Annotated in this window: 22 protein-coding genes; 12 read left to right on the top strand and 10 right to left on the bottom strand. The window is 71.0% G+C overall.

Annotation, left to right across the window (positions count from 1 at the left end; genetic code table 11):
• Window positions 1–59 precede the first annotated feature (59 nt).
• Window positions 60–1160 carry a PQQ-dependent sugar dehydrogenase gene (locus ADL15_RS19625; protein ID WP_067692936.1) on the top strand — a complete coding sequence of 367 codons (1101 nt, stop codon included), beginning with the start codon at window positions 60–62 and terminating at the stop codon, window positions 1158–1160.
• A gap of 4 nt (window positions 1161–1164) precedes the next feature.
• Here ADL15_RS19625 and ADL15_RS55415 read toward each other — a convergent pair whose 3' ends face one another.
• The 4 genes from ADL15_RS55415 to ADL15_RS19605 form a co-directional block, all read right to left on the bottom strand.
• The gene (locus ADL15_RS55415; RefSeq protein ID WP_232344217.1) at window positions 1165–1323 is read right to left on the bottom strand and encodes a hypothetical protein; all 159 of its coding nucleotides are present in this window, start codon (window positions 1321–1323) and stop codon (window positions 1165–1167) included.
• A gap of 185 nt (window positions 1324–1508) precedes the next feature.
• Window positions 1509–1757, bottom strand: a complete 249-nt coding sequence (locus ADL15_RS19615) for a hypothetical protein (protein ID WP_067692927.1) — start codon at window positions 1755–1757, stop codon at window positions 1509–1511.
• Window positions 1758–1764: 7 nt separating this feature from the next.
• Window positions 1765–3420 carry a sodium:solute symporter family protein gene (locus ADL15_RS19610; protein WP_157441466.1) on the bottom strand — a complete coding sequence of 552 codons (1656 nt, stop codon included), beginning with the start codon at window positions 3418–3420 and terminating at the stop codon, window positions 1765–1767.
• Between the two features lie 29 nt (window positions 3421–3449).
• Window positions 3450–4124, bottom strand: coding sequence for a TetR/AcrR family transcriptional regulator C-terminal domain-containing protein (locus ADL15_RS19605; protein WP_067692922.1), 675 nt, complete (start codon window positions 4122–4124; stop codon window positions 3450–3452).
• An 81-nt stretch (window positions 4125–4205) separates the two neighbouring features.
• Here ADL15_RS19605 and ADL15_RS19600 point away from each other — a divergent pair, with 81 nt between their 5' ends.
• Window positions 4206–5372 carry an FAD-dependent monooxygenase gene (locus ADL15_RS19600; protein ID WP_067693061.1) on the top strand — a complete coding sequence of 389 codons (1167 nt, stop codon included), beginning with the start codon at window positions 4206–4208 and terminating at the stop codon, window positions 5370–5372.
• Between the two features lie 215 nt (window positions 5373–5587).
• On the top strand, window positions 5588–5938 hold the full coding sequence (locus ADL15_RS19595) for a hypothetical protein (protein ID WP_067692919.1): 351 nt from the start codon (window positions 5588–5590) through the stop codon (window positions 5936–5938).
• A 179-nt stretch (window positions 5939–6117) separates the two neighbouring features.
• On the opposite strand, the gene ADL15_RS19590 is transcribed toward ADL15_RS19595, so the two are convergent.
• Both ADL15_RS19590 and ADL15_RS19585 read right to left on the bottom strand, forming a co-directional pair.
• On the bottom strand, window positions 6118–6774 hold the full coding sequence (locus ADL15_RS19590) for an HAD family hydrolase (RefSeq protein ID WP_067692916.1): 657 nt from the start codon (window positions 6772–6774) through the stop codon (window positions 6118–6120).
• Window positions 6771–7643, bottom strand: a complete 873-nt coding sequence (locus tag ADL15_RS19585; protein WP_067692913.1) for an LLM class F420-dependent oxidoreductase — start codon at window positions 7641–7643, stop codon at window positions 6771–6773. The genes ADL15_RS19590 and ADL15_RS19585 overlap by 4 nt, the downstream gene beginning before the upstream one ends.
• Before the next feature lie 200 nt (window positions 7644–7843).
• Here ADL15_RS19585 and ADL15_RS19580 point away from each other — a divergent pair, with 200 nt between their 5' ends.
• Window positions 7844–8911, top strand: coding sequence for a glycosyltransferase family 2 protein (locus ADL15_RS19580; protein WP_067692910.1), 1068 nt, complete (start codon window positions 7844–7846; stop codon window positions 8909–8911).
• Between the two features lie 54 nt (window positions 8912–8965).
• On the opposite strand, the gene fgd is transcribed toward ADL15_RS19580, so the two are convergent.
• Both fgd and ADL15_RS19570 read right to left on the bottom strand, forming a co-directional pair.
• Complete coding sequence (fgd, locus tag ADL15_RS19575; protein ID WP_067692907.1) at window positions 8966–9964, bottom strand: glucose-6-phosphate dehydrogenase (coenzyme-F420); 999 nt, start codon at window positions 9962–9964, stop codon at window positions 8966–8968.
• 10 nt (window positions 9965–9974) lie between these two features.
• Window positions 9975–11801: a sigma-70 family RNA polymerase sigma factor gene (locus tag ADL15_RS19570; RefSeq protein WP_067692904.1), complete on the bottom strand. Its 1827-nt coding sequence runs from the start codon at window positions 11799–11801 to the stop codon at window positions 9975–9977.
• A 129-nt stretch (window positions 11802–11930) separates the two neighbouring features.
• Between ADL15_RS19570 and ADL15_RS19565 the strand changes: the two genes are divergently transcribed.
• The 4 genes from ADL15_RS19565 (at window position 11931) to ADL15_RS19550 (ending at window position 15014) form a co-directional block, all read left to right on the top strand.
• On the top strand, window positions 11931–12323 hold the full coding sequence (locus tag ADL15_RS19565) for an ATP-binding protein (protein WP_083971457.1): 393 nt from the start codon (window positions 11931–11933) through the stop codon (window positions 12321–12323).
• Window positions 12324–12438: 115 nt separating this feature from the next.
• Complete coding sequence (locus ADL15_RS19560) at window positions 12439–13581, top strand: PP2C family protein-serine/threonine phosphatase (RefSeq protein WP_067692900.1); 1143 nt, start codon at window positions 12439–12441, stop codon at window positions 13579–13581.
• A gap of 71 nt (window positions 13582–13652) precedes the next feature.
• Window positions 13653–14123, top strand: a complete 471-nt coding sequence (locus ADL15_RS19555) for a MarR family winged helix-turn-helix transcriptional regulator (protein WP_067692897.1) — start codon at window positions 13653–13655, stop codon at window positions 14121–14123.
• Between the two features lie 9 nt (window positions 14124–14132).
• Window positions 14133–15014 carry an LLM class flavin-dependent oxidoreductase gene (locus tag ADL15_RS19550; protein WP_083971455.1) on the top strand — a complete coding sequence of 294 codons (882 nt, stop codon included), beginning with the start codon at window positions 14133–14135 and terminating at the stop codon, window positions 15012–15014.
• A 43-nt stretch (window positions 15015–15057) separates the two neighbouring features.
• On the opposite strand, the gene ADL15_RS19545 is transcribed toward ADL15_RS19550, so the two are convergent.
• On the bottom strand, window positions 15058–15408 hold the full coding sequence (locus ADL15_RS19545; protein ID WP_067692891.1) for a histone-like nucleoid-structuring protein Lsr2: 351 nt from the start codon (window positions 15406–15408) through the stop codon (window positions 15058–15060).
• Window positions 15409–15605: 197 nt separating this feature from the next.
• On the opposite strand from ADL15_RS19545, the gene ADL15_RS19540 reads away from it, so the two are divergent.
• Together ADL15_RS19540 and ADL15_RS19535 are read left to right on the top strand one after the other, a co-directional pair.
• Complete coding sequence (locus ADL15_RS19540) at window positions 15606–16037, top strand: hypothetical protein (RefSeq protein WP_067692888.1); 432 nt, start codon at window positions 15606–15608, stop codon at window positions 16035–16037.
• Between the two features lie 50 nt (window positions 16038–16087).
• The gene (locus tag ADL15_RS19535; protein ID WP_083971471.1) at window positions 16088–17260 is read left to right on the top strand and encodes a D-alanyl-D-alanine carboxypeptidase family protein; all 1173 of its coding nucleotides are present in this window, start codon (window positions 16088–16090) and stop codon (window positions 17258–17260) included.
• A gap of 169 nt (window positions 17261–17429) precedes the next feature.
• On the opposite strand, the gene ADL15_RS19530 is transcribed toward ADL15_RS19535, so the two are convergent.
• Complete coding sequence (locus ADL15_RS19530) at window positions 17430–17930, bottom strand: DUF456 domain-containing protein (RefSeq protein WP_067692885.1); 501 nt, start codon at window positions 17928–17930, stop codon at window positions 17430–17432.
• A 208-nt stretch (window positions 17931–18138) separates the two neighbouring features.
• Between ADL15_RS19530 and ADL15_RS19525 the strand changes: the two genes are divergently transcribed.
• Entirely contained in the window at window positions 18139–19062 is a 924-nt protein-coding gene (locus ADL15_RS19525; RefSeq protein WP_067692882.1) for a sigma-70 family RNA polymerase sigma factor, read from the top strand.
• Between the two features lie 107 nt (window positions 19063–19169).
• Window positions 19170–19913, top strand: a complete 744-nt coding sequence (locus ADL15_RS19520; RefSeq protein WP_067692874.1) for a class I SAM-dependent methyltransferase — start codon at window positions 19170–19172, stop codon at window positions 19911–19913.
• Window positions 19914–19938 lie beyond the last annotated feature (25 nt).

Here is a 19938-nt window from a genome sequence, read left to right as displayed (position 1 = left end):
TGCCCGTTTTTGCGGCTTATGGGGCATTCTCTACCGGATGATCATGGCAGGGTTGAACGATGTCGACCGTCACGCGTCTCGCCATCGCGGCGGCCGGAGCCGCCCTGCTGACCGCCTGCTCCGCCGACGAGAGCGCCGCACCACCGACCGTCGATCCAGTGCCGTCGATCTCGTCCCCCGTGACCGAGTCGGCGGGCGCGGCAAAACCGAGCGGCAGCCCCGACCTGAGCGCCACCCCGCAGACCGTCGCCACCGGGATCGAGGTGCCGTGGGGGCTGGCCTTCCTGCCGGACGGCAGCGCGCTGGTCGCCGAGCGGGAGACCGGCCACATCTTCCAGGTCCGGCCGGGTGCGGCGAAGAAGCAGGTCTACACGGTCCCGGGTGTCCAGCCGGGCGGCGAGGGCGGCCTGCTCGGCCTGGCCCTGTCCGGCGACTGGGTGTATGCGTACTTCACCGGCGCGGACGACAACCGGATCGTGCGCTTCAAGCTGACCGGCGGCGGCGACCCGGAAGTGATCTTCAAGGGGCTGGACCGCGGGTCGCGGCACAACGGCGGGCGGCTCGCGTTCGGGCCGGACGGGATGCTCTACGTGGGCACCGGTGACGCCGGCGAGGAGCCACAGGCCCAGGACCGGGACGACCCGAACGGCAAGATCCTGCGGCTGACACCGGCGGGCAAGGCCGCGCCCGGCAACCCGTGGCCGGGCTCACCGGTCTGGAGTCTGGGCCACCGCAACGTGCAGGGCCTGGCCTGGGACGCGCAGGGCCGGATGTACGGCATCGAGTTCGGCCAGGACACCTGGGACGAGGTGAACATCATCCAGCCCGGCAAGAACTACGGATGGCCCGAGGTCGAGGGCAAGGCCGGCGACGCGAAGTTCACCGACCCGATCGTGCAGTGGCGCACCGACGAGGCGTCACCGAGCGGCGCGGCGGTCTCCGGCAGCACGTTGTACGTGGCCGCGCTGAAGGGCGAACGACTATGGGCCGTCCCACTCGGCGGCGGGACGGCTCAGGCGGAGTTGGACGGAAAATACGGGCGGCTCCGCACGGTCGCCGTGGCCGCCGATGGTTCGCTGTGGGTGACCACGTCGAACTCGGACGGCCGCGGCGATCCGCGTGACGGCGACGACCGGATCCTTCGCTTCCCGGCGCGGTGAACGTTTACCGCTTGGTGTTCGGCGGGAGCTGGGGCAGGGACGAGATGGCCGCGGCGTAGATGGCCATCTGCTTCGCGTTCGGCACCACGCCGAAGACCCGCAGTTGGTCCTGCAGAGCCTGCTTGACCTGGTCTTCGGTCTGACCACGGTGAGTCTGGGTCACTTTGTTCACGACGAAGTCGACACGGAGCTGCGCCTGCCACCCAACGGCACGCGTGCCGCCGGAGGCGAGGCTGCTGACTGAGGCGAGGGGTTCCATGCCCCCGGTATCGGTCGCACAGGTACCTGGCTTAAAGGTATGAGGACCCTGTGCAACCAGACGGCTCCCGTCGAGCCCCCCGCCGTAGATCAGCTGTCGCGGTCGGACGATTCCCCGGCCGGTTCCTCCGCCACCGGCGGCGGCGGGTTCAGGCGCAGCCAGAGCAGCATGAGCAGGCCCAGCGCGAGCATGGCCAGGCCCATCCACAGGTTGATCCGGACGCCCTGCGCCTTCTCGATCTCGGCCGGGCTGTCGAAGATGCCGAGCGCGGTGACGATCACCCCGTAGACCACGAAGATCCCGCCGATGACCGCGCGAACGTCGAAGAGCCGATTCATCTTGACCTCACCAGAAGGGGATGTAGAGGAGGACGGCGAGCACCACCGCGATGGCGCCCAGCAGGACCGGGTTGCGCCACCAGACCTTGTCCGCGGAGACGATCACGTCGACTCCGGTGCTCGGACCGGCCAGGCCGTAGACCAGGCCGCGCAGCTCGTCCTCGGGCTTGCTCCGGGTGAACAGGGTGACCACCACGGCCACCACCACGGCGGTGACGAACGCCGTGCCCGCGCCCCAGAAGCTCTCCTCCAGGTCGGAGTTGAACGCGAAGACGTCACCCAGGTAGCCCAGGTAGAGCGTCAGCGAGGCGAGGAAGCCGAGCACCAGCGAGTAGAAACCGGCCCACGGCGTCATCCGCTTCCAGAACATGCCGACGATGAACGTGGCGAACAGCGGCGCGTTGAACAGGCTGAACAGGGCCTGGATGTAGTTCATGATGTTGTCGAACCCGGCCGCGATGAACGCCGTGCCGATGCCGATCACCACGCCCACGATGGTCGCGATCCGGCCGACCTTCAGGTAGTGCTTGTCGTCCCGGTCCCTGCGGATGTACTGCTGCCAGATGTCGTACGTGAAAACGGTGTTGAATCCGCTCACGTTGGCCGCCATGCCGGCCATGAACGACGCCACCAGCCCGGTGACCGCCACGCCGAGCACGCCGTTCGGCAGCAGGTCGCGCATCAGCAACGGGATGGCGTTGTTGTAGGTGAGGTCGCCCTCCTCGGCACCCAGCCCCTGCACGGTGACCAGGGCGATCAGGCCGGGGATCACGGTGACCACCGGGATCAGCAGCTTCGGGAACGCGCCGATGATCGGGGTACGCCGGGCGGCGCTCATGTCCTTGGCGCTGAGTGCCCGCTGCACCTCGGCGAAGTTCGTCGTCCAGTACCCGAACGACAGCACGAACCCGAGTCCGAAGATGATCCCGATCCAGTTCGCGCCGAGCGGGTTGTCCGAGGTGGCCGTGTTGCTGAAGGTGTGCAACGCGGCGTCGCCCAGCTGGGTGTCCCGCACCTTCTCCACCAGGCCGTTCCAGCCACCGACCTTGACCAGGCCGATCACCGTGATCGGGATGAGGCCGGCCAGGATCACGAAGAACTGCAGCACCTCGTTGTAGATGGCCGAGGAGAGACCGCCGAGCGTGATGTACGACAGCACGATCGCCGCGCCGATCACGATGGACAGCCAGAGCGGCCAGCCGAGCAGGGCCTGCAGGATCAGGGCCAGCGCGTAGAGGTTGACGCCGGCGATCAGCACCTGGGCCACCGCGAAGCTGAGCGCGTTGAACAGGTGGGTCGGCCGGTTGAACCGCCGCCGGAGGAACTCCGGAACGCTGTGCACCTTGGAGCCGTAGTAGAAGGGCATCATCACGATGCCGAGGAAGACCATCGCCGGCACCGCGCCGACCCAGTAGTAGTGCAGGGTCATCAGGCCGTACTGCGCGCCGTTGGCGGCCATGCCGATGATCTCGAGGGCGCCGAGGTTGGCCGAGACGAAGGCCAAGCCGGTCACCCAGGCCGGCATCGACCGGCCGGAGAGGAAGAAGTCGGAGCTGCTGCGGATCGCCCGCCGGGCTGCGAACCCGACGCCCAGAACAGTGATGAAATAGATCGCGAGGATCAGATAGTCGACGAAATCAACGTCGAGCCGGAGTCCGCTCACGGGCTCACCTCCCAGGTTTCGGCCCGGGACTACCCCGATCGAGAATCTTTCACACTCGCCTGTTTCCGTTGTGTCACGAGGCGTTCAAGACCGTCCAGGATCCGCTCGAGTCCGAATCGGAATGCCTGGTCGTGACCGCCGCGCACGGCGATGTCGGCGAGCGCCGCGGAGATCGCCGGGAAGCGCGCGGCGTGCTCGGTGAGCGCGGCGAGCATCCCGCTCTCGCCGGGTTGCACCACGATGGAGCGGACGTGCCCGGCGACCACCGCGACCGCGTCCATCCGCTCGGCGCCGGTCAGCCCGTCGGGCAGCCGGGCCAGCGCGGCCTCCATCCAGCCCAATTCGTGCGGGCCGACCGGCCGACTGCCGCTGGACGCCTCCAGCGACCAGGGATGAGCGGCGAATACCGACATGAGCGATTCCGCCCACACGGCCAGCGCGGCGCGCCAATCCCCCGGTGGCAGGTCGGGGGGCTCACCCATGCCGCGCTCCAACATCACCGCCACCAGGCTCGATTTGCCGTCTAAATAGCGATAAAGAGCCATTTTGGTGCAGCCCAGGTCGGCGGCCACCCGCTGCATCGAGACCGCGGACAGCCCCTCGGCGTCCGCCACCGCGATCGCCACATCCGCGATCGCAGGCAGGGTGAACGCCGGCTTCGGCCCGCGCTTGCCGCCGGCCCGCTCCTGCCACAGGAAATCCATCTTGCCCTCCCCGCCAACTGCGTCTACCGTACACAGAAGTAACTGAGTCCAATGGAAACAGTTTTGACGGAGGAGACCGACATGGATGTCCTGATCTCGGGCGCCGGTATCGCCGGCCCGGCGCTCGCCTACTGGCTGGGCCGTTCCGGGCACCGGCCGACGATCGTGGAGACCGCTCCGGGGCTGCGCACCGGCGGGCAGGCGGTCGACTTCCGCGGCCCGCTGCACATGGGTGTGCTCACCAAGATGGGTGTGCTCGACGCGCTGCGGGCGGTGCAGACCCGTGGCACCGCGATGCGGTTCGTCGACGAGCACGGCGCGAAGCTGATGGAGTGGCCGGCCGGGCTGGCCGGCGGCGACCTGGAGGTGCTCCGCGGCGACCTGTCCCGGATCCTCAGCGAGGCCGGCAACGGTCACACCACCTATCTGTTCGGCGACCGGATCACCGCGCTGGACGAGACCGCCGACGGCGTCGACGTCACCTTCGCCTCCGGCCTGCGACGCCGGTTCGACCTGGTGGTCGGCGCCGACGGGGTGCACTCCGGCGTGCGGCGGCTGGCCTTCGGCCCGGAGGAGCAGTTCGTCAAGCACCTCGGTTACTACGTGGCCACCTGGCCGGTGCCGAACGAGTGGGAGCTGACCCGGGACAGCGTGTTGCACAACTCCCCCGGCCGGATGATCAGCGTCGGCGGCGACCACCGCGACCCGTCCCGGGCCGGCGTCTTCGCCGCGTTCGCCTCACCCGCCCTGCGCTACGACAGGGGCGATCCCGGCGCGGTCAAGGCGATCCTGCGCGACCGGTTCGCCGGCATGGGCTGGCTGGCCCCGCGCCTGCTGGCCGAGCTCGATCACGTGGACGACGTCTACTTCGACCAGATCTGCCGGGTCGACGCCCCGGAGTGGACCCGTGGCCGGATCGCGCTGGTCGGCGACGCCGCCTGCGGCGCCACCATCGGCGGCCAGGGCAACGGCACCGCGATCGTCAGCGCCTACGTCCTGGCCGGCGAACTCGCCGCGGCCGGCGGCGACCACCGGATCGCGTTCCCCCGCTACGTCGACCGGATCGCCCGCTTCGCCCGCGGCACCCAGAAGGGCGGCGACACCACCGGCCGCTTCCTCGCCCCGAGGACCGCCCGCGGCATCCGCGCCCGCAACTGGTTCAACAACCAGCAATGGTTCCTGAACCTGACCTTCAAGATCACCGCCGACCGCAGCACGAACCTGCGCCTTCCGGATTACCCCTTTTAGGGTACGAGCAGGGAGCGCCCCGCCGCAGGCTACGAGCCACGCCCCGGGCCGGTCCCGCGCGACACCGCCCCCACTCCGGCCGCAGCGCGCCGCCAGGTCGTCGGCTGGCTCCCAGGGGTGTCTCCGTGCCGTCGACACACCCCTGGAAGCCAGCCGGGGAACGAAAGGCGGGGGTCGCGTTACACATCGGAACGACCGGGGGCATCTTTAACGGCGTGAATCCGCGCGCACGCCCCGACTCCGATGACCGATGGCCGCTGAACAGCAACGCTGCGTATCGGTACCCGGGCCGGACAACCGTGACCCGCGCGTTCGACATACCGACCGGCATCCGGTGGCCGGTGCAACAGCCCAGCGGCAACGCCCCGGCGAACCGGCCGCACCTGCGCCCGCCGGCACAGCCCGACGAGCGGGTGGTCGCGCCGGAGCACCTGAGCGTCCCGGGTTCCCGGTTCCGGGCCGGCCTCCGGCTCTCCGGTGAGCTGGCGATGACGTTCGTCCTGGTCGTCATGCTGTTCGTGGCCTATGAGGTGTTCGGTCACGCCGCCGCGGTGCAGGCCCGCTGACGTGACCCGATCCCGGCTGGTCCGCAGGGGTGTCTCCGTGCTCTCGAGACACCCCTGCGAACCAGCCGACCACCGGGCGGCGCCCCGCGGCCCGGGCTGAGAGCGGTGTCGCGCGAGGCAGCCACGGGACTCGGCTTGTAGCCTGCGGGCGGGCGCTCCGTATTCGTACCGCATGGGGTTCAGCGGAGAGCGGCCACCGCATCCACGGTGACCTCGGTGACGGCCTTGACGACCAGCGATGCCTGGGCGAGCGCGTCCGGAGCCGGCGGGTAGACGCCGTGCGGGACGGCGATCACCGCGAGCCCGGCGGACCCGGCCGAGCGCAGGCCGTTGCTGGAGTCCTCGACGGCGGCGCAGACCTCGGGCGTGAGGCCCAGCTCGGCGACGGCCTTGAGGTAGACGTCCGGCGCGGGCTTGCCCCGGGCGACCTCCTCGGTCGACAGGGTGAGCTCGAACGCGTCGGTCAGCCCGGCGGTGTCGAGGACCTGGTCGATCAGCAGGCGGGCGGACGAGCTGGCCAGCGCGAGCCGATAGCGGGCACCGAGCGCGCGGACCGTCTCGACCGAGCCGGGGATCAGCGGCAGGGATTCCCTGTAGCGCTCCGCCATCTTGCCGAGCACGTCCGTGGCGACCTGAGCGGGCGGCAGCGGGACGCCGACCTCCTCGGCCAGGTGGGTGGACCACTCGACGGTGCTCATCCCCATCATCCGGTCCTGGCTGTCCGGGAGGAACTCGCGGCCGTGCCCGGCCACGTAGGCCCGGCGGACCTCCTCCCAGACCTCCTCGGTGTCGATGATCACGCCGTCCAGGTCGAAGACGATCGCCTCGATGCTCACAGTGCCTCCGCCGCCGGGATGATCTCGTCCCGGAAGATGTCGAATCGTTTGGTGTCCCAGGCGTCGCGGACGCCGCCGTGGGTGACAGTGATGCCCATCGCGGCGAACCGGCGCATGTCGTCGATGACCTCGCCGACCTTCTCGCCACGCTCGCCGATCGCGAAGCGGTGCAGCACCGTCTTCTCGATCTCGTCGTAGTCCCGGCCGACCGCGTCGCAGTGCCGCTTCAGCACGTCCAGCTTGTGCTGCAGCTCCGGGCCGGGGAACAGGTTGCAGGCGTCCGCGTACTTCGCGACCAGCAGCAACGTCTTCTTCTCGCCACCGCCGCCGACCAGGATCGGCGGGCGCGGGCGGGACAGCGGCAGCGGCGAGTTCAGCGGCCGGCCGAGCCGGTAGTGCTGCCCGTCGAACGCGGACTCGTCGCCGTCGAACATCTGCCGGCAGATCTTCAGCGCCTCCTCGAGACGCTCGAAACGCTCCGCGGTCGGCGGGAACGGCAGGCCCAGCCCGGCCGACTCGTCGGCGTTCCAGGCCGCGCCGATGCCGAGGATGGCCCGGCCGCCGGAGAGCACGTCGAGCGTGGTCACCGCCTTGGCGAGCAGGCCCGGCTCACGGTAGACCACGCCGGTGACCAGGGTCAGCAGCTTGGCCCGGCGGGTGTGCGCGGCCAGGAAACCCAGAGTCGTATAGGCCTCGAGCATCTCGTGCTCGGGCGGCCCGATCATCCCGATCTGCCAGAGGTGGTCCATCACACTGATCCGCTCGAAACCCGCCTCGTCGGCGGCCGACGCGATCTCGGCGAGCGTCGTCCCGAGATGGGACGTGCCGTCCGGCCAGGTGAAGTTCGAGATGTGCAGTCCCAGTCGCATCACCGGACAAACCCTACTCTTCGTACGGACAGTGACGACGCCCGTCGGAGCGCCGAGCGAGCCGCGCAGATGATCACGATCCACCGTTCAGAGGGGTTGCGAGCAGGTTGCGGACCGGTAGCTTCGTCGGGAGCACTGCACCAGACCGGGGGAGCCAGTCACCCATGCCCGTTGTACCCCACCGCCCTTCGTCACCGTCCGTGAGCATCGTGATCCCGGCCGGGACGGCAGCCCTGCCGGTCCTGCTCGCCGCCCTGCCACCGGTCGCCGAAGTGATCGTGGTGGTCGGGCGGGACGACGACACCACCGCCACCGCGCCGCGCGCCGCCCGGGTGATCCGGCAGACCCGTACCGGCGTCGGCAACGCGCTGGCCTGCGGGGTCGCCGCCAGCACCGGCGACATCGTGATCACCCTGGCCGGGGACGGCTCGTGCGACCCGGCCGAGATCCCGCGGTACCTGCGCGCGCTGCAGGACGGCGCGGACGTGGCACAGGGCTCCCGGTTCCGGCTCGGCGGACGCGACCTGTCCGGCGGGCGGGCGTCCCAGGTGAACGCGCGGGTGCTGCTCTGGTTCATGACCGTGCTATTCGGCTGCCGGCGCACCGACCCCGGGTTCGGGTTCCGGGCGTTCTGGCGGGACGTGGCCGGGACGATCGGGCTGCCCCGGGTGGCCGGCGTCGACCCGGTACGCGGGGACGGCGCCGAGATCGAGGCGCTGCTGACCGTACGGGCCGGGGCGAACGGGCTGTTCGTGACGGAGGTGCCGGCGGTGGCGTACCCGCGTACCGCCCGGGCGGCGCGGGCCGGGCTGGTGCCGGCGGTGGCCGCGCTGGTCGCCGAGCGGCGCGAGCGCGGCCGGGTGGAGAAACCCGGGCAGGCGGACAGCATCGTGGTGATGACCGGGCAGGCGCTCGACCGGACCGGGACGGATGCGGCCGGGCTCGCGGCGCGCTGGCCGTCGGCCGATCCGCGGACGGCGGCGGCTGATCAGGAGCGGCTCGGTTTCGGGCAGTTCGGTGGGTTCGGCTCCGGCACGCCTCCCGTCCAGCGGAGCACGCCTCCCGTGCAGCGGACGTTGAGTGAGGCGACGACGGTGCGCCGCCGGTGGCGGGACAACCAGGGGACGGCGAACGGGCGTGAGGTGGGCGCCGGGCGGCGACGGCTCCAGGGGCGGCCGAACCTGCGCGTGATCAACGGCGAGGGGGGCGGGGGCGGTGGTCGTACCGGGCAGTTGCGGGCCGTGCCGCCGGTGGACCCGGACCGGTAGACGACGATCGCCGCCCGGCCTGAGGCCGGACGGCGATCACGAGCAGAAACCTGATCAGCTCCGGTCGCGGAGGCGGGGCAGGATCTCGGTGGAGTAGAGGCGCAGGAAGCGCTCCTGGTCCGGCCCCGGCGCGTGGAACACCAGGTGCTTGAAGCCCATGTCGAGATACTCGACGACCTTGGCGGCGTGCTCCTCCGGGTCGGACGAGACGATCCACCGGGTCGCGGTCCGCTCGACCGGGAGCGCGTCGGCCAGCCGCTGCATCTCGACCGGGTCCTCGACGCCGGTCTTCTCCTCCGGCGACAGGGCGAGCGCGCCCCAGTAGTGCGTGTCGTTGCGCGCCCGGTCCAGGTCGTCGTCGAAGGAGACCTTGACCTCGATCATCAGGTCCAGGTCGTCGATCTTGCGACCGGCCTTCTCGGCGCCCTCGGTGACGGCCGGCAGCAGCGTGTCGGTGTAGAGGCCGTGGCCCTTGCCGCTGGTGGTGATGAAGCCGTCGGCGATCCGGCCGGCCATCCGGGTCGCGGCCGGGCCGGACGCCCCGATGTAGATCGGGACCGGCGTCTCCGGCTTGTCGTAGATGGTGGCGTTCTCGGTGGAGAAGAACTGCCCCTCGTGCGTCACCCGGTCCTCGGCCCACAGCTTCTGGATCAGCAGCACGGCCTCCTTGAGCCGGGCGAATCGCTCCTTGCCGTCCGGCCACGCGATGCCCAGCGGCACCTCGTTGAGCGACTCGCCGGAGCCGACGCCGAGGATCGCCCGGCCCGGCGCGAGGCAGCCCAGGGTCGCGAAGGCCTGCGCGACCACGGCCGGGTGGTAGCGGAACGTCGGCGTCAGCACGCTCGTGCCGACCAGGATCCGCTCGGTCCGCGCGGCGAGCGCTCCGAGCCAGGGCAGCGCGGCCGGGGCGTGCCCGCCGTCGTGGCGCCACGGTTGCAGGTGGTCGCTGACGAACACCGAGTCGAAGCCGAGCTCCTCCGCGAGGATGCCGTACCTGAGCAGTTCAGCCGGCGCGAACTGCTCCGCCGACGCCTTGTACCCGAACCGAATCATGAAACTCAGCCTAACCCGCGGCCCGGTACGCCTTGCCCGCCTCGGTCGGGGTTGTCCCATCCCGATAAAGGCCGAAGTTCACGCTGTCGCCCACCGCCGGCAGCCCGAACCACGCGTACCGCTCGACGAACGACCGTTTCTCCAGGCCCGCCGTGGTGCCCTTGATGAACGTGACCTTCTGCGGGTCGGTCGGGTACTTCGGCGAACCGGAGAAGTTCATCAGGCCGTACTCGGTGATCCAGATCGGCTTGCCGTACCGCTCGTGCACCGCGTCGACGTAGCCGAGGAACTGGTTGACCGAGGCGGCGCTGAAGTCCGAGCCGTACCAGTGCAGCGCGATCGCGTCGACCCGCAGCCCCTTGTCCTTCGCACCCTTCATGAACCGGTCGAGCCACCCGCCCGCGGTGTCCCCGCCGAACGCGACAGCCGGGCTGATCATGCGCATCCCGGTCGCCTCCAGCTGCGGCCAGGCGGCCAGGGCGTCCTCGACACTCATGTCCGCCTGCCCGGGCATGTCCGGCTCGTTGAAGCCGAGCAGCACGTCACCCTCGGCCTTCGCCTGCTTCAGGGTCGCGCTGGTGACGTTCGCCTTGCCCCAGATCATCGGGACGAACTCGACGTCGGCCGGGCCGGGGATCTCGTCGTTCTGCGCCGCCCAGTCGTAATACCAGCCGGCGCCCACGTCCGACAGCGCCGCTTTCGCGCCGGTGAACTTCCAGACGCCGACGCCCTTCTTGGCCGAGACCGCTGCGGCCGGCACGGCAGGCTTCGGGGTCGGTTTTTTCGATTTTGTACGGGTGGGAGCCGGCGACGCGGACGACGGGGCGATCGACGGCGCCGTGCTGACGGCGGCCGGGGACGGCACCACGAGGGCCTGCGGGATCGCCGGCGAGGCCGGGTCGTTCTGCCCCTGCAGGACGTAGACGGCCGCGCCCGCGCCACCGACCACGCTCGCCGCCAGCGCGGTGACCAGCACCTTCTGCGCCACGCTGACACCGGCCTTGGCGGCCAGCTTGCCGAGGACGACCTTGCCGCCACCCACGACGGCCTTCGCTCCCCCGGCCGTGGTCAGCCCGGCGGTCAGCGCCGACGGCGGCACGATCAGGGCCAGACCCGCCAGCAGGCGTTCCGCCGCGACCAGGTCGTGCCAGGCCGGCGCGCAGTGCCGGCACTCCCGGGTGTGCCGGGCGATCCGTTTGCGCCAGAGCGCGTTCGGCCGGCGGTCCCACGGCTCGAGCAGCACAACCAGATCCGGGCAGACCGGGGTGTGGTGCAGCGCCCGGACCACCGCCCGGGCCGTCTCGAGTTGACCCTTCATCCGCTGGATGCGGACCGCGGCGTGCTGCCGGCCGAGACCGGTGCCGTCCACGATCTCGTCCCGGGTCAGCTCGCCGGAGGCCTCCAGCCACCAGAGCGAGAGCAGCTCCCGGTTCTCCTCGTCCAGCCAGCGGGTCGCCTCGGCGGTCTCCCGGCGCTGGCCGGAGAGTTCCAGCCGGGTGATCGCCAGGTCGGTGAAGTCGGCGCCCGGGTCGCGCAGGTCCGGATCGAGCAGGGCGTCCGGTGCGACCTGCCGGCTGCGGAACCGGTCCCGCACCTGGCGCACCGTGATCGCCACCAGCCAGGAGCGGAACGCCTCCGGCTCGCGCAGCTCACCGAGGTTCCGCAGGACCCGGATCATGGTCTCCTGCACCACGTCGTCGACGTCCGCGTGACCCTCCAGGGCCCGGCCCACGATGGTGTAGACGAGCGGGAGGTAACCGGCCACGAGCCGGTCGACCGCGGCCGGGTCGCCGGCTCGCGCGGCCAGCACGGTCGCGGTGTCGGGTTGGTTCGCCATCTTCCTGCCTTTCGTCCGGCGTGGGGGCGCCGGGAAGGGAGACGGGTGCAGGGGATCATGGATAACACGAATCGGGGACGTCATCTCCCTCACGGTTAGCCGGCTGATCGATCGGGAACGTTAATCGCCATGCGCATGTCCGTTCGGCTCAACCTTCCCCGCGAGGTGGACAGTGTCCCCGCCGTGCGCCGCCTGCTGCGGTGCGCGCTGACGACGCTCCGGGTGGACCGGCAGGCGGGCGCCGATCTGGAGATCGCCCTGACCGAGGCGTGCGCGAACGTGGTCCATCACGCGGACGGCGCGGAGGGCTACCAGGTCCGGCTGGACGTCGGCGAGGCGCACTGCGCGATCGACGTGGTCGACAACGGCAGCGGCTTCGACCTGACCGACAAGCCGGCGCCCACCGCGACCAGCGAGCGCGGGCGGGGCCTGTTCCTGATCCGGGCCCTGGCCGAGAACGTGCGGATGCAGTCCAGCCCGCGCACCGGTTCATTGATCCACTTCGAGAAGTCCTTCGCCTGACGCACCGCACGGCGTTGCCGCCGTGGCGGTCTGCCCGCACGCCTTTTATTTGCCGTATAACAAATATCGACTCAGGAGAGACCTTCTCGAGACACGCCCAGGAGAGGAGTACAGGTTGTCCGACAGACCGGCGCCCCTAGGCGCTCTGCTGCGCGCCACGGCGCCCGACCGCCTGCCGGAGGTGGCCGCGGATCATCTGCGCCGCCACCTCGCGGCCGAGCAGGTGGAGGTGCTGGTCGCCGATCTGACGCTGCGAAGACTCGTGCCGCTGCTCGGCCCGACCGGCCCGGAGACCGACCCGGGTGCGCTGCGCTGCCTGCACAGCCAGCGCTCCGGCACCGAGGTCGGCGTCACCGGCCGGACCCGGCTGCACCTGCCGCTGTCCTGCTGGGGCGAGCGGCTCGGGGTGCTCCGGGTGGTGCTGCCCGGCCGGCCCGGCCCGGACCAGGCCGAGCAACTGCGGCACCACGCGGACGAACTGGCGGTGGCCCTGCGCGCCGCCGACCGGATGACCGACCGATACCGCCAGGCCCAGCGCCTGCAGCGGCTCACCATGGCCGCCGAGCTGCAGTGGGACCTGCTGCCCGGCCGGTCCCTCGCCGACGAGCGCTTCCACCTCGCCGGCCAGCTGGAACCGGCGTACGACGTGCACGGCGACCACTACGACTGGGCGCTCAGCGGCGACCGGCTGACGCTGACCGTGCTCAACGGCGGCGGGGAGGGCATGGACGCCGCGATGCTCACCACCGTCGCGGTGAACGCGATGCGCAACGCCCGGCGCTGCGGCGCGGACATCGTCGAGCAGGCCGAGCTGGCCTCCGACGCGCTGCACACCCGGTACGCCGGCGGCCGGCACGCGTCCGCCCTGCTGCTCGAGATCGACCTGGTCGGCGGCTGGGTGGATGCCGTCGACGCCGGCTCCCCGCACTGCCTGATCGGCCGGGGCAACGAGATCACCCAGGTCCGGCTGGAGCAGCAGCTGCCGCTCGGCATGTTCGGCGAGGCGCGCTACGAGATCGAGCGGTTCCGGCTCGAACCCGGCGACCGGATGCTGGTGGTGAGTGACGGCGTGCACGCCGCGGCACCTGGCGGTAGCACCCCGTTCGGGGAGTCCGCCCTGCTCACAGCGTTGCGCGGGACTAGGTTGCAACCGGCCACCGAAGCGGTCGGTACGGTTATGCGAGGGCTGCGCGAGTTCCACGCCGGCGCCGAGCCGGAGGACGACGCGGTCACGGTCTGCTTGGATTGGCGGCGCTGACAGGTTTGCGCCGGCCCCGAGCGGGGTACGGAGTAGGTCTTTGACAACGTGACTTCGCGACGGGGAACTCCATGGAGCACGCCACCGATGTCGCCGCGGCGATCGAGTCGTCGGTGGAAGCGCTGGTCGCTGTGCTGGAACGGGCACGACTGACGCACACTCCGGTGATCCCACCCGCTCAGCTGCGGGTGCTGACGATCGTCGCGGAGAACCGGCACACCAACATGAGCCGGCTCGCCGAGGCCCTCGACGTGGTGCCCTCCTCGGCCAGCCGGCTCTGCGACCGTCTCGAGGCCACCGGCCTGCTGCGCCGGGTCGCCGACCCGCGGGACCGTCGCGAGGTGCGCCTGCTGCTCACCGCCGCGTCCCGCCGGCTCCTCTCCGACCTGCGCGAACGCCGCCGGGAGGCACTCGCCGGGGTGCTCGAGCGGATGCCGGCCTCGGCCCGTCAGGACCTGCTCCGGGCGTTGCGCGCGTTCGAGGCGGCCTCCGGCGACCTCGGCGCCGAAGCCCCGGCCGACGACGACCTGCGGACCGCCTAGTCTGTGACGATGCGTTTCGGCATCGTGATCCTTCCCGACCAGCGCTGGTCCGAGTCGAGCCGGCGTTGGCGCCTGGCCGAGGAGTACGGCTTCGACCACGCCTGGACCTACGACCACCTCGGCTGGCGTGACCTGGTCTCCGGACCCTGGTTCGACGCCGTGCCCACCCTGACCGCGGCCGCCATGGTCACCGAGCGGATCCGGCTCGGCACCTACGTCGCCTCGCCCAACTTCCGGCATCCGGTGCACTTCGCCCGCGAGGCGACCGCGCTCGACGACATCTCCGGCGGCCGGCTGCTGCTCGGCCTGGGCGCCGGTGGGATCGGCTTCGACTCGGCGGTGCTCGGCAACCCGGAGCTGAGCCCACGCGAACGGGTCGACCGGTTCACCGAGTTCCTGGACCTGTTCGACACCATCCTGCGCTCGGAGTCCACCACGTGGTCCGGGTCGTACTTCTCGGCGGTCGACGCGCGCAGCACACCGGGGCCGGTCCAGCAGCCCCGGCCGCCGTTCGTGATCGCCGCCAACGGCCCGCGCGCGCTGCGACTGGCCGTCAAGCACGGCGACGGCTGGGTCACCACCGGACCGCAGGCCGACACCGCCGACGAATGGTGGCAGGCGGTCGCCGAGATCCGGGACCGTTTCGAAAACACCCTGGCTGCGGCCGGGCGGCCCCCGGAATCGGTGGAACGTTACCTCAATCTGGACTCGTCACCGGTGTTCTCGTTGAGCAGTGTCGACGCGTTCCAGGACGCCACCGGCCGGGCCGCAGCGCTCGGATTCACCGATGTGATCACGCATTGGCCACGCCAGTCCAGTTGGTATGCGGGCGAAGAGAAGACACTGGAGGCGGTGGCCGCGGAGCTGCCGCGCCTGCGCGCGACTATTTAAAACCGTCCAATTCGGACGGGATGCCATTCCGGCGTGGCGGGGGTCAGCGGCCGTGTGCCGCCCGATAGGCGCTGCTGACCTCCTGCGGAATGCGGCCCCGCTCGGAGATTTTGTGACCGTTGCTGATGGCCCACTCGCGGACCAGCCGGTTCTCGTCCCGGGAGCCGGCCGAACGCACCGGTGCGGCACCGCGGGCCGGGATGCGCCCCGCGGCGTTGCGACCCAGCCGCGTGCCCGCGTTGATGTACGGATCCAGAGCCTTGCGCAGCTTTCCGGCATTCGACTCGGAAAGGTCGATCGTGTAGCTGACTCCGTCGAGACTGAACTCGACGGTGCGATCTGCCTTCTTGCCGTCCAGATCGTCGATCAGGGTGGTGATTACCTGCCGCGCCATAACGACTCCCGAAAGAATTTAATCGCCCGCGCACAGTCTGGCCCCCGAACCGCTTCCGGCGCAACTCCCCGGCACGATCCGGCAATTCTTAGTTCCGGTCGACAGGTCCCTTATCAGAATGTGCTGAGGGTATTCGCACCGAATCCTGAGAAAGCCCGGTTGGCCTCCGGCCCGGAAGCCACGTTAGGGTCGGCGCCATGCAGGACGAGCATGCCGCCTGGCTGGCGCAGCACCGGCAAGCCGTGGCCGGCCGCGCCGCCGCGCTGGACGCCGGGCGCAGCGCCGAGGCCCGGCACGCCGCGACGCTCCTCGAGGACTTCGTGCGCCGCGCCGCCGAGCGCGGGCTGGCGCCGCACCCGCTCAACGCGACCAGCTACGACGGCCGGTGGACCTACCGGACCCGGGTCCGCGGGTGGTACCTGAAGTCGAACCGGTCGGTCGCCGTCGGCGAGGACGCGGCGTATTACGTGCTCACCGTCCCGGCCTCGCTGCGCTCCCGGTTCGCCGGGGCCGACCTGTCGCCGAGCCTGCCCCGGCTGATCGTCGGCGCCGGTGGCGGCGACGGCGAGACGGTGCCGCTCGACCAGCTGCTGGACCGCCGGCTGGACGCGGGAGCGCTCTGGCCGTGACGGTTCCCCGCGCAGCAGCCGCCCTGTCGCTGATCGCCGCCCTCGTCGCCATGCCGGTGAGCCCGGCGCAGGCCGCCGAGATCCCCTGCCCCAAGCCGAAGATCGCCAAGCCCAGCGCACCGCCGCGCCCGGTCCCGCCGGCCGACGACCCGGTGGCGTCCCGGGTCGGTGGCGACGCTCTGGCCACCCACGGGCTGATCGTCCCGACCGGCGCGAAGCAGCCGCCGGCCGTCACCGCGACCACCTGGATCGTCGCCGACCTGGACACCGGTGAGGTGCTCGGCGCGTGCGGCCCGCACGTCTACCAGACCCCGGCCAGCGTGCAGAAGACACTGCTCGCGGCGACCGCGATCGACAAGCTCGACCCGAAGCAGAAGATCAAGGTGGTGCCGAGCGACCTCGACATCGAGGTGAACAGCTCGGCGGTCGGGATCGTGGTCGGCGGCACCTACCCGATCTCCACGCTCTGGCTCGGCCTGCTGCTCAACTCCGGCAACGACGCGGCCAACGCGCTGGCCCGGATGGCCGGTGGCGGCGGCGCCGACGGCGTGGCCACCACGGTCGCCGCGATGAACGCCAAGGCACGGGCGATCGGCGCGTTCCAGACGCACGCGGTCACCCCGTCCGGGCTGGACGGCAAGGGGCAGTTCACCAGTTCGTACGATCTCGCGCTGATCGCCCGGGTCTGCTTCGCCAACGCCGACTTCCGCAAGTACGTGCTGACCAAGAGCGCGCAGATGCCGGCGCAGAAGGCGCGCAAGGTCGGCGGGTTCCAGTTCCAGAACGAGAACAAGCTGATCTACAACTACCCGGGGGCGATGGGCGGCAAGACCGGGTTCACCACTGTCGCCCGGCACAGCTACGTGGGCGCGGCCCAGCGCGGCGGCCGGCGCCTGGTGGTCACCCTGCTCGGCGCCGAGGCCCACCCGATGCGCGGCTGGCAGCAGGGCGCGGCCCTGCTGGACTGGGGTTTCGCCCAGCCGAAGGGCACCTCGGTGGGTCACCTGGTGACCCCGGCGGAGGTGGCCGCGGCGGCGAGCAGCGCGACCGCGACCGCGGAGAAGGCCACCACCAGCCCGGCCGGTGCCGCGGCGGCGCCGGCCGGCGGCACGTCGCGCGGGCTGTCGGTGCTCGTGGCCGGCACGGTGGCCGTGGTGCTGGCCGCGATCCCGCTCCTGCTGCTGATCGCCCAGCGCCGCCGCCGCTCCCGCACCACCGCCTGACTCACCGGAGGTTGGCTGGTTCTCAGGGGTGTCTCCGGGGCCCGGAGACACCCCTGAGAACCAGCCAGGACCTCGCGCCTGCCGCAGACCCGGACCCGCACGTGGTTCCGCCCCGGGTTCCGGGTTCCGCTTACGGCCTCCGGGTTTCGGGGTCTGGGACCGGGGATGGTCAGCCGAGGATCAGGCCGAAGACCCAGATGACCGCGATGGCCAGTGACGCGGCGAACTCGACGAGCAGGGACAGTCCGACCGCGGCGAGCGCACGGCGGGCCGACGGCCACGCCTGATCGCCGCCCAGCCGGCCGGCCTCCATGGCCCACACACCGAGCAGGAAGCCGAGCACCAGGCCGACCACCGGCACCACGAAGAACCCGACCAGGCCGACCAGCCCGCCGACCATCAGGGTCGAGGCCGGCACGCCGCTGTCCTTGAGCTTGCGGCCCGGCCAGACGAACTTGGCGATCATCCCGGCCCCGGCGATCACCGTGGCCAGCGCCAGCACGGTCCACCGGGCACCCGGGGCGGCATCCGACAGGAACGCCCAGAGCAGCACCCCGGACCAGGTCAGGAGGAGCCCGGGGATCACCGGCAGGATCACGCCGATCACCCCGGCGGCGATCAGCACCCCGGCGATGACGTTGACGGCCGTGCCGCTGTCGCTCAGTTCCATGCGGCACACCGTACCGGCGGAGGGAAAGTCTCATACCGGTCCGTGCGCCGCCGATGGCTCCGGCAACGCGGACGACCGGCCCGGTTTTCAAGCAACCGGGAGGCAACTGTCCGTGACCTGCTCCCGCACCACCGCGTCGTCAAAGTTTCTCCCTGTCAGCCGGTGCTCTTCCAGCCAATGAGCGCCGACAACAACCGGGGGATACAACATGACCAGCACCGTGACGACCGTTGCCGACCTCACCGCCGACACCGCGCCCGCCGTTCCGGTGCTCACCGCCCGCGAGCAGGAGGAGCTGATCCGTACGCACATGCCGCTCGTCGGCCACCTGGTGCGGGACATGCTCAGCCGGATTCCGAACCACATCCACCGCGACGACCTGACCAGCGCCGGTCTGCACGCCCTGTGCACCGCCGCCCGCGGCTGGGACCCGCAGCGCGGTGTGCCGTTCCACCGCTTCGCCGGCACCCGGATCCGCGGTGGCCTGCTCGACGAGCTGCGCTCGCTGGACTGGGCGACCCGCTCGGTGCGGTCCAAGGCCCGCAGCACCGACACCACCCGGCAGAGCCTGACCACCAGCCTGGGCCGTACGCCGACGGCGGAGGAACTCGCCCAGGCGCTCGGCACCACCACCACCGACCTGCAGCAGACCGACACCGACGTGCAGCGCGCCACCGTGCTGTCGCTGCAGGGCTTCACCACCAGCAGCGCCGACGACCTGGTCACCGAGCGCACCCCGGGCCCGGAGGAGATGCTGCTGCGCCGCGAGCAGATCGGGTACCTGCACCACGCGATCAGCTCGCTGCCGGAGCGCCTGCAGACCGTGGTCACCGAGTACTTCCTGCAGGAGCGCCCGATGGCCGACATCGCCAAGGACCTGGGCGTCACCGAGTCCCGGGTCTCCCAGCTGCGCGCCGAGGCGCTCTCGCTGCTCCGCGACGGCCTGAACACCCACCTCGACCCGGAGATGGCGCCGATCCCGGAGAACCCGGACAGCATCACGGCCCGCCGCCGCGCGTCCTACTACGCGACCATCGCCAGCAACACCACCATGCACAGCCGCCTGGCGATGACCAACGCCCACGGCCACACCTCGCTCGGCCGCGGCGCCCGCACCGCGACGGCCGCCTGACGACCCGGAGGGTTCGGCGTTCCCCCGCCGAACCCTCCGTTTCATCCGGTTTTACTCCCGCTTTTTATCTCGTGGCGGGACCGCCCCGATATCCGTAGGTTCCGGGCATGCCTGACGCGTGCTTCGACCATCCCCGGCTCGCCGGGATCTACGACGCCTTCGACGGCGGCCGCACCGACCTGGACGCCTATCTGACGATCGTCGGCACGCTGGATCCCGCGCGCATCCTCGACATCGGCTGCGGCACCGGGACCCCCGCCCTGCGGCTCGCACGCACCGGCCGCACCGTGATCGGCGCGGATCCCGCCGCGGCGTCGCTGGAGGTGGCCCGGGCCAAACCGGACAGCTCCTCGGTCACCTGGCTGCACGCCGGCGCCGCGGAACTGCCCGGCGTGTGGGCCGGCCGGGAACCGGTGGACCTGGCCCTGATGATCGGGAACGTCGCACAGGTCTTCCGCACCGACGACGACTGGGCCGCCGCGCTGCGCGGCGTCCGCCGGGTGACGCGTCCCGGTGGCCATCTGGTCTTCGAGTCCCGCCGCCCGGAATTCCGCGGCTGGGAGGAATGGGTCGAGGTGAACGTTCCCACGACCCGGGACGTGGCGGGCGTCGGCGCGGTGGAACGCCGTTTCTCCCTCACCGAGGTGAAACTCCCGTTCGTTACATTCCACTACGAGTATCGCTTCCACGCCGACGGGACGATCCTGACCTCGGACTCGACCCTGCGATTCCGTTCCGAGGACGAGATCGCCACGTCGCTGGTGGATGCCGGATTCGACGTTCTGGACGTCCGTGAGGCCCCGGACCGGCCCGGCCGTGAATACGTCTTCCTGGCCCGGGTCGCCGGCTGAGGCCGTACCGGAAAAATTGTGGGAC

The organism is Actinoplanes awajinensis subsp. mycoplanecinus (genome assembly GCF_001509495.1).
Classification (GTDB): Bacteria; Actinomycetota; Actinomycetes; order Mycobacteriales; family Micromonosporaceae; genus Actinoplanes; species Actinoplanes palleronii.
The sequence above is the reverse complement of the archived record's forward strand: the minus strand, read 5'-3'. Positions and strand labels throughout refer to the sequence as shown.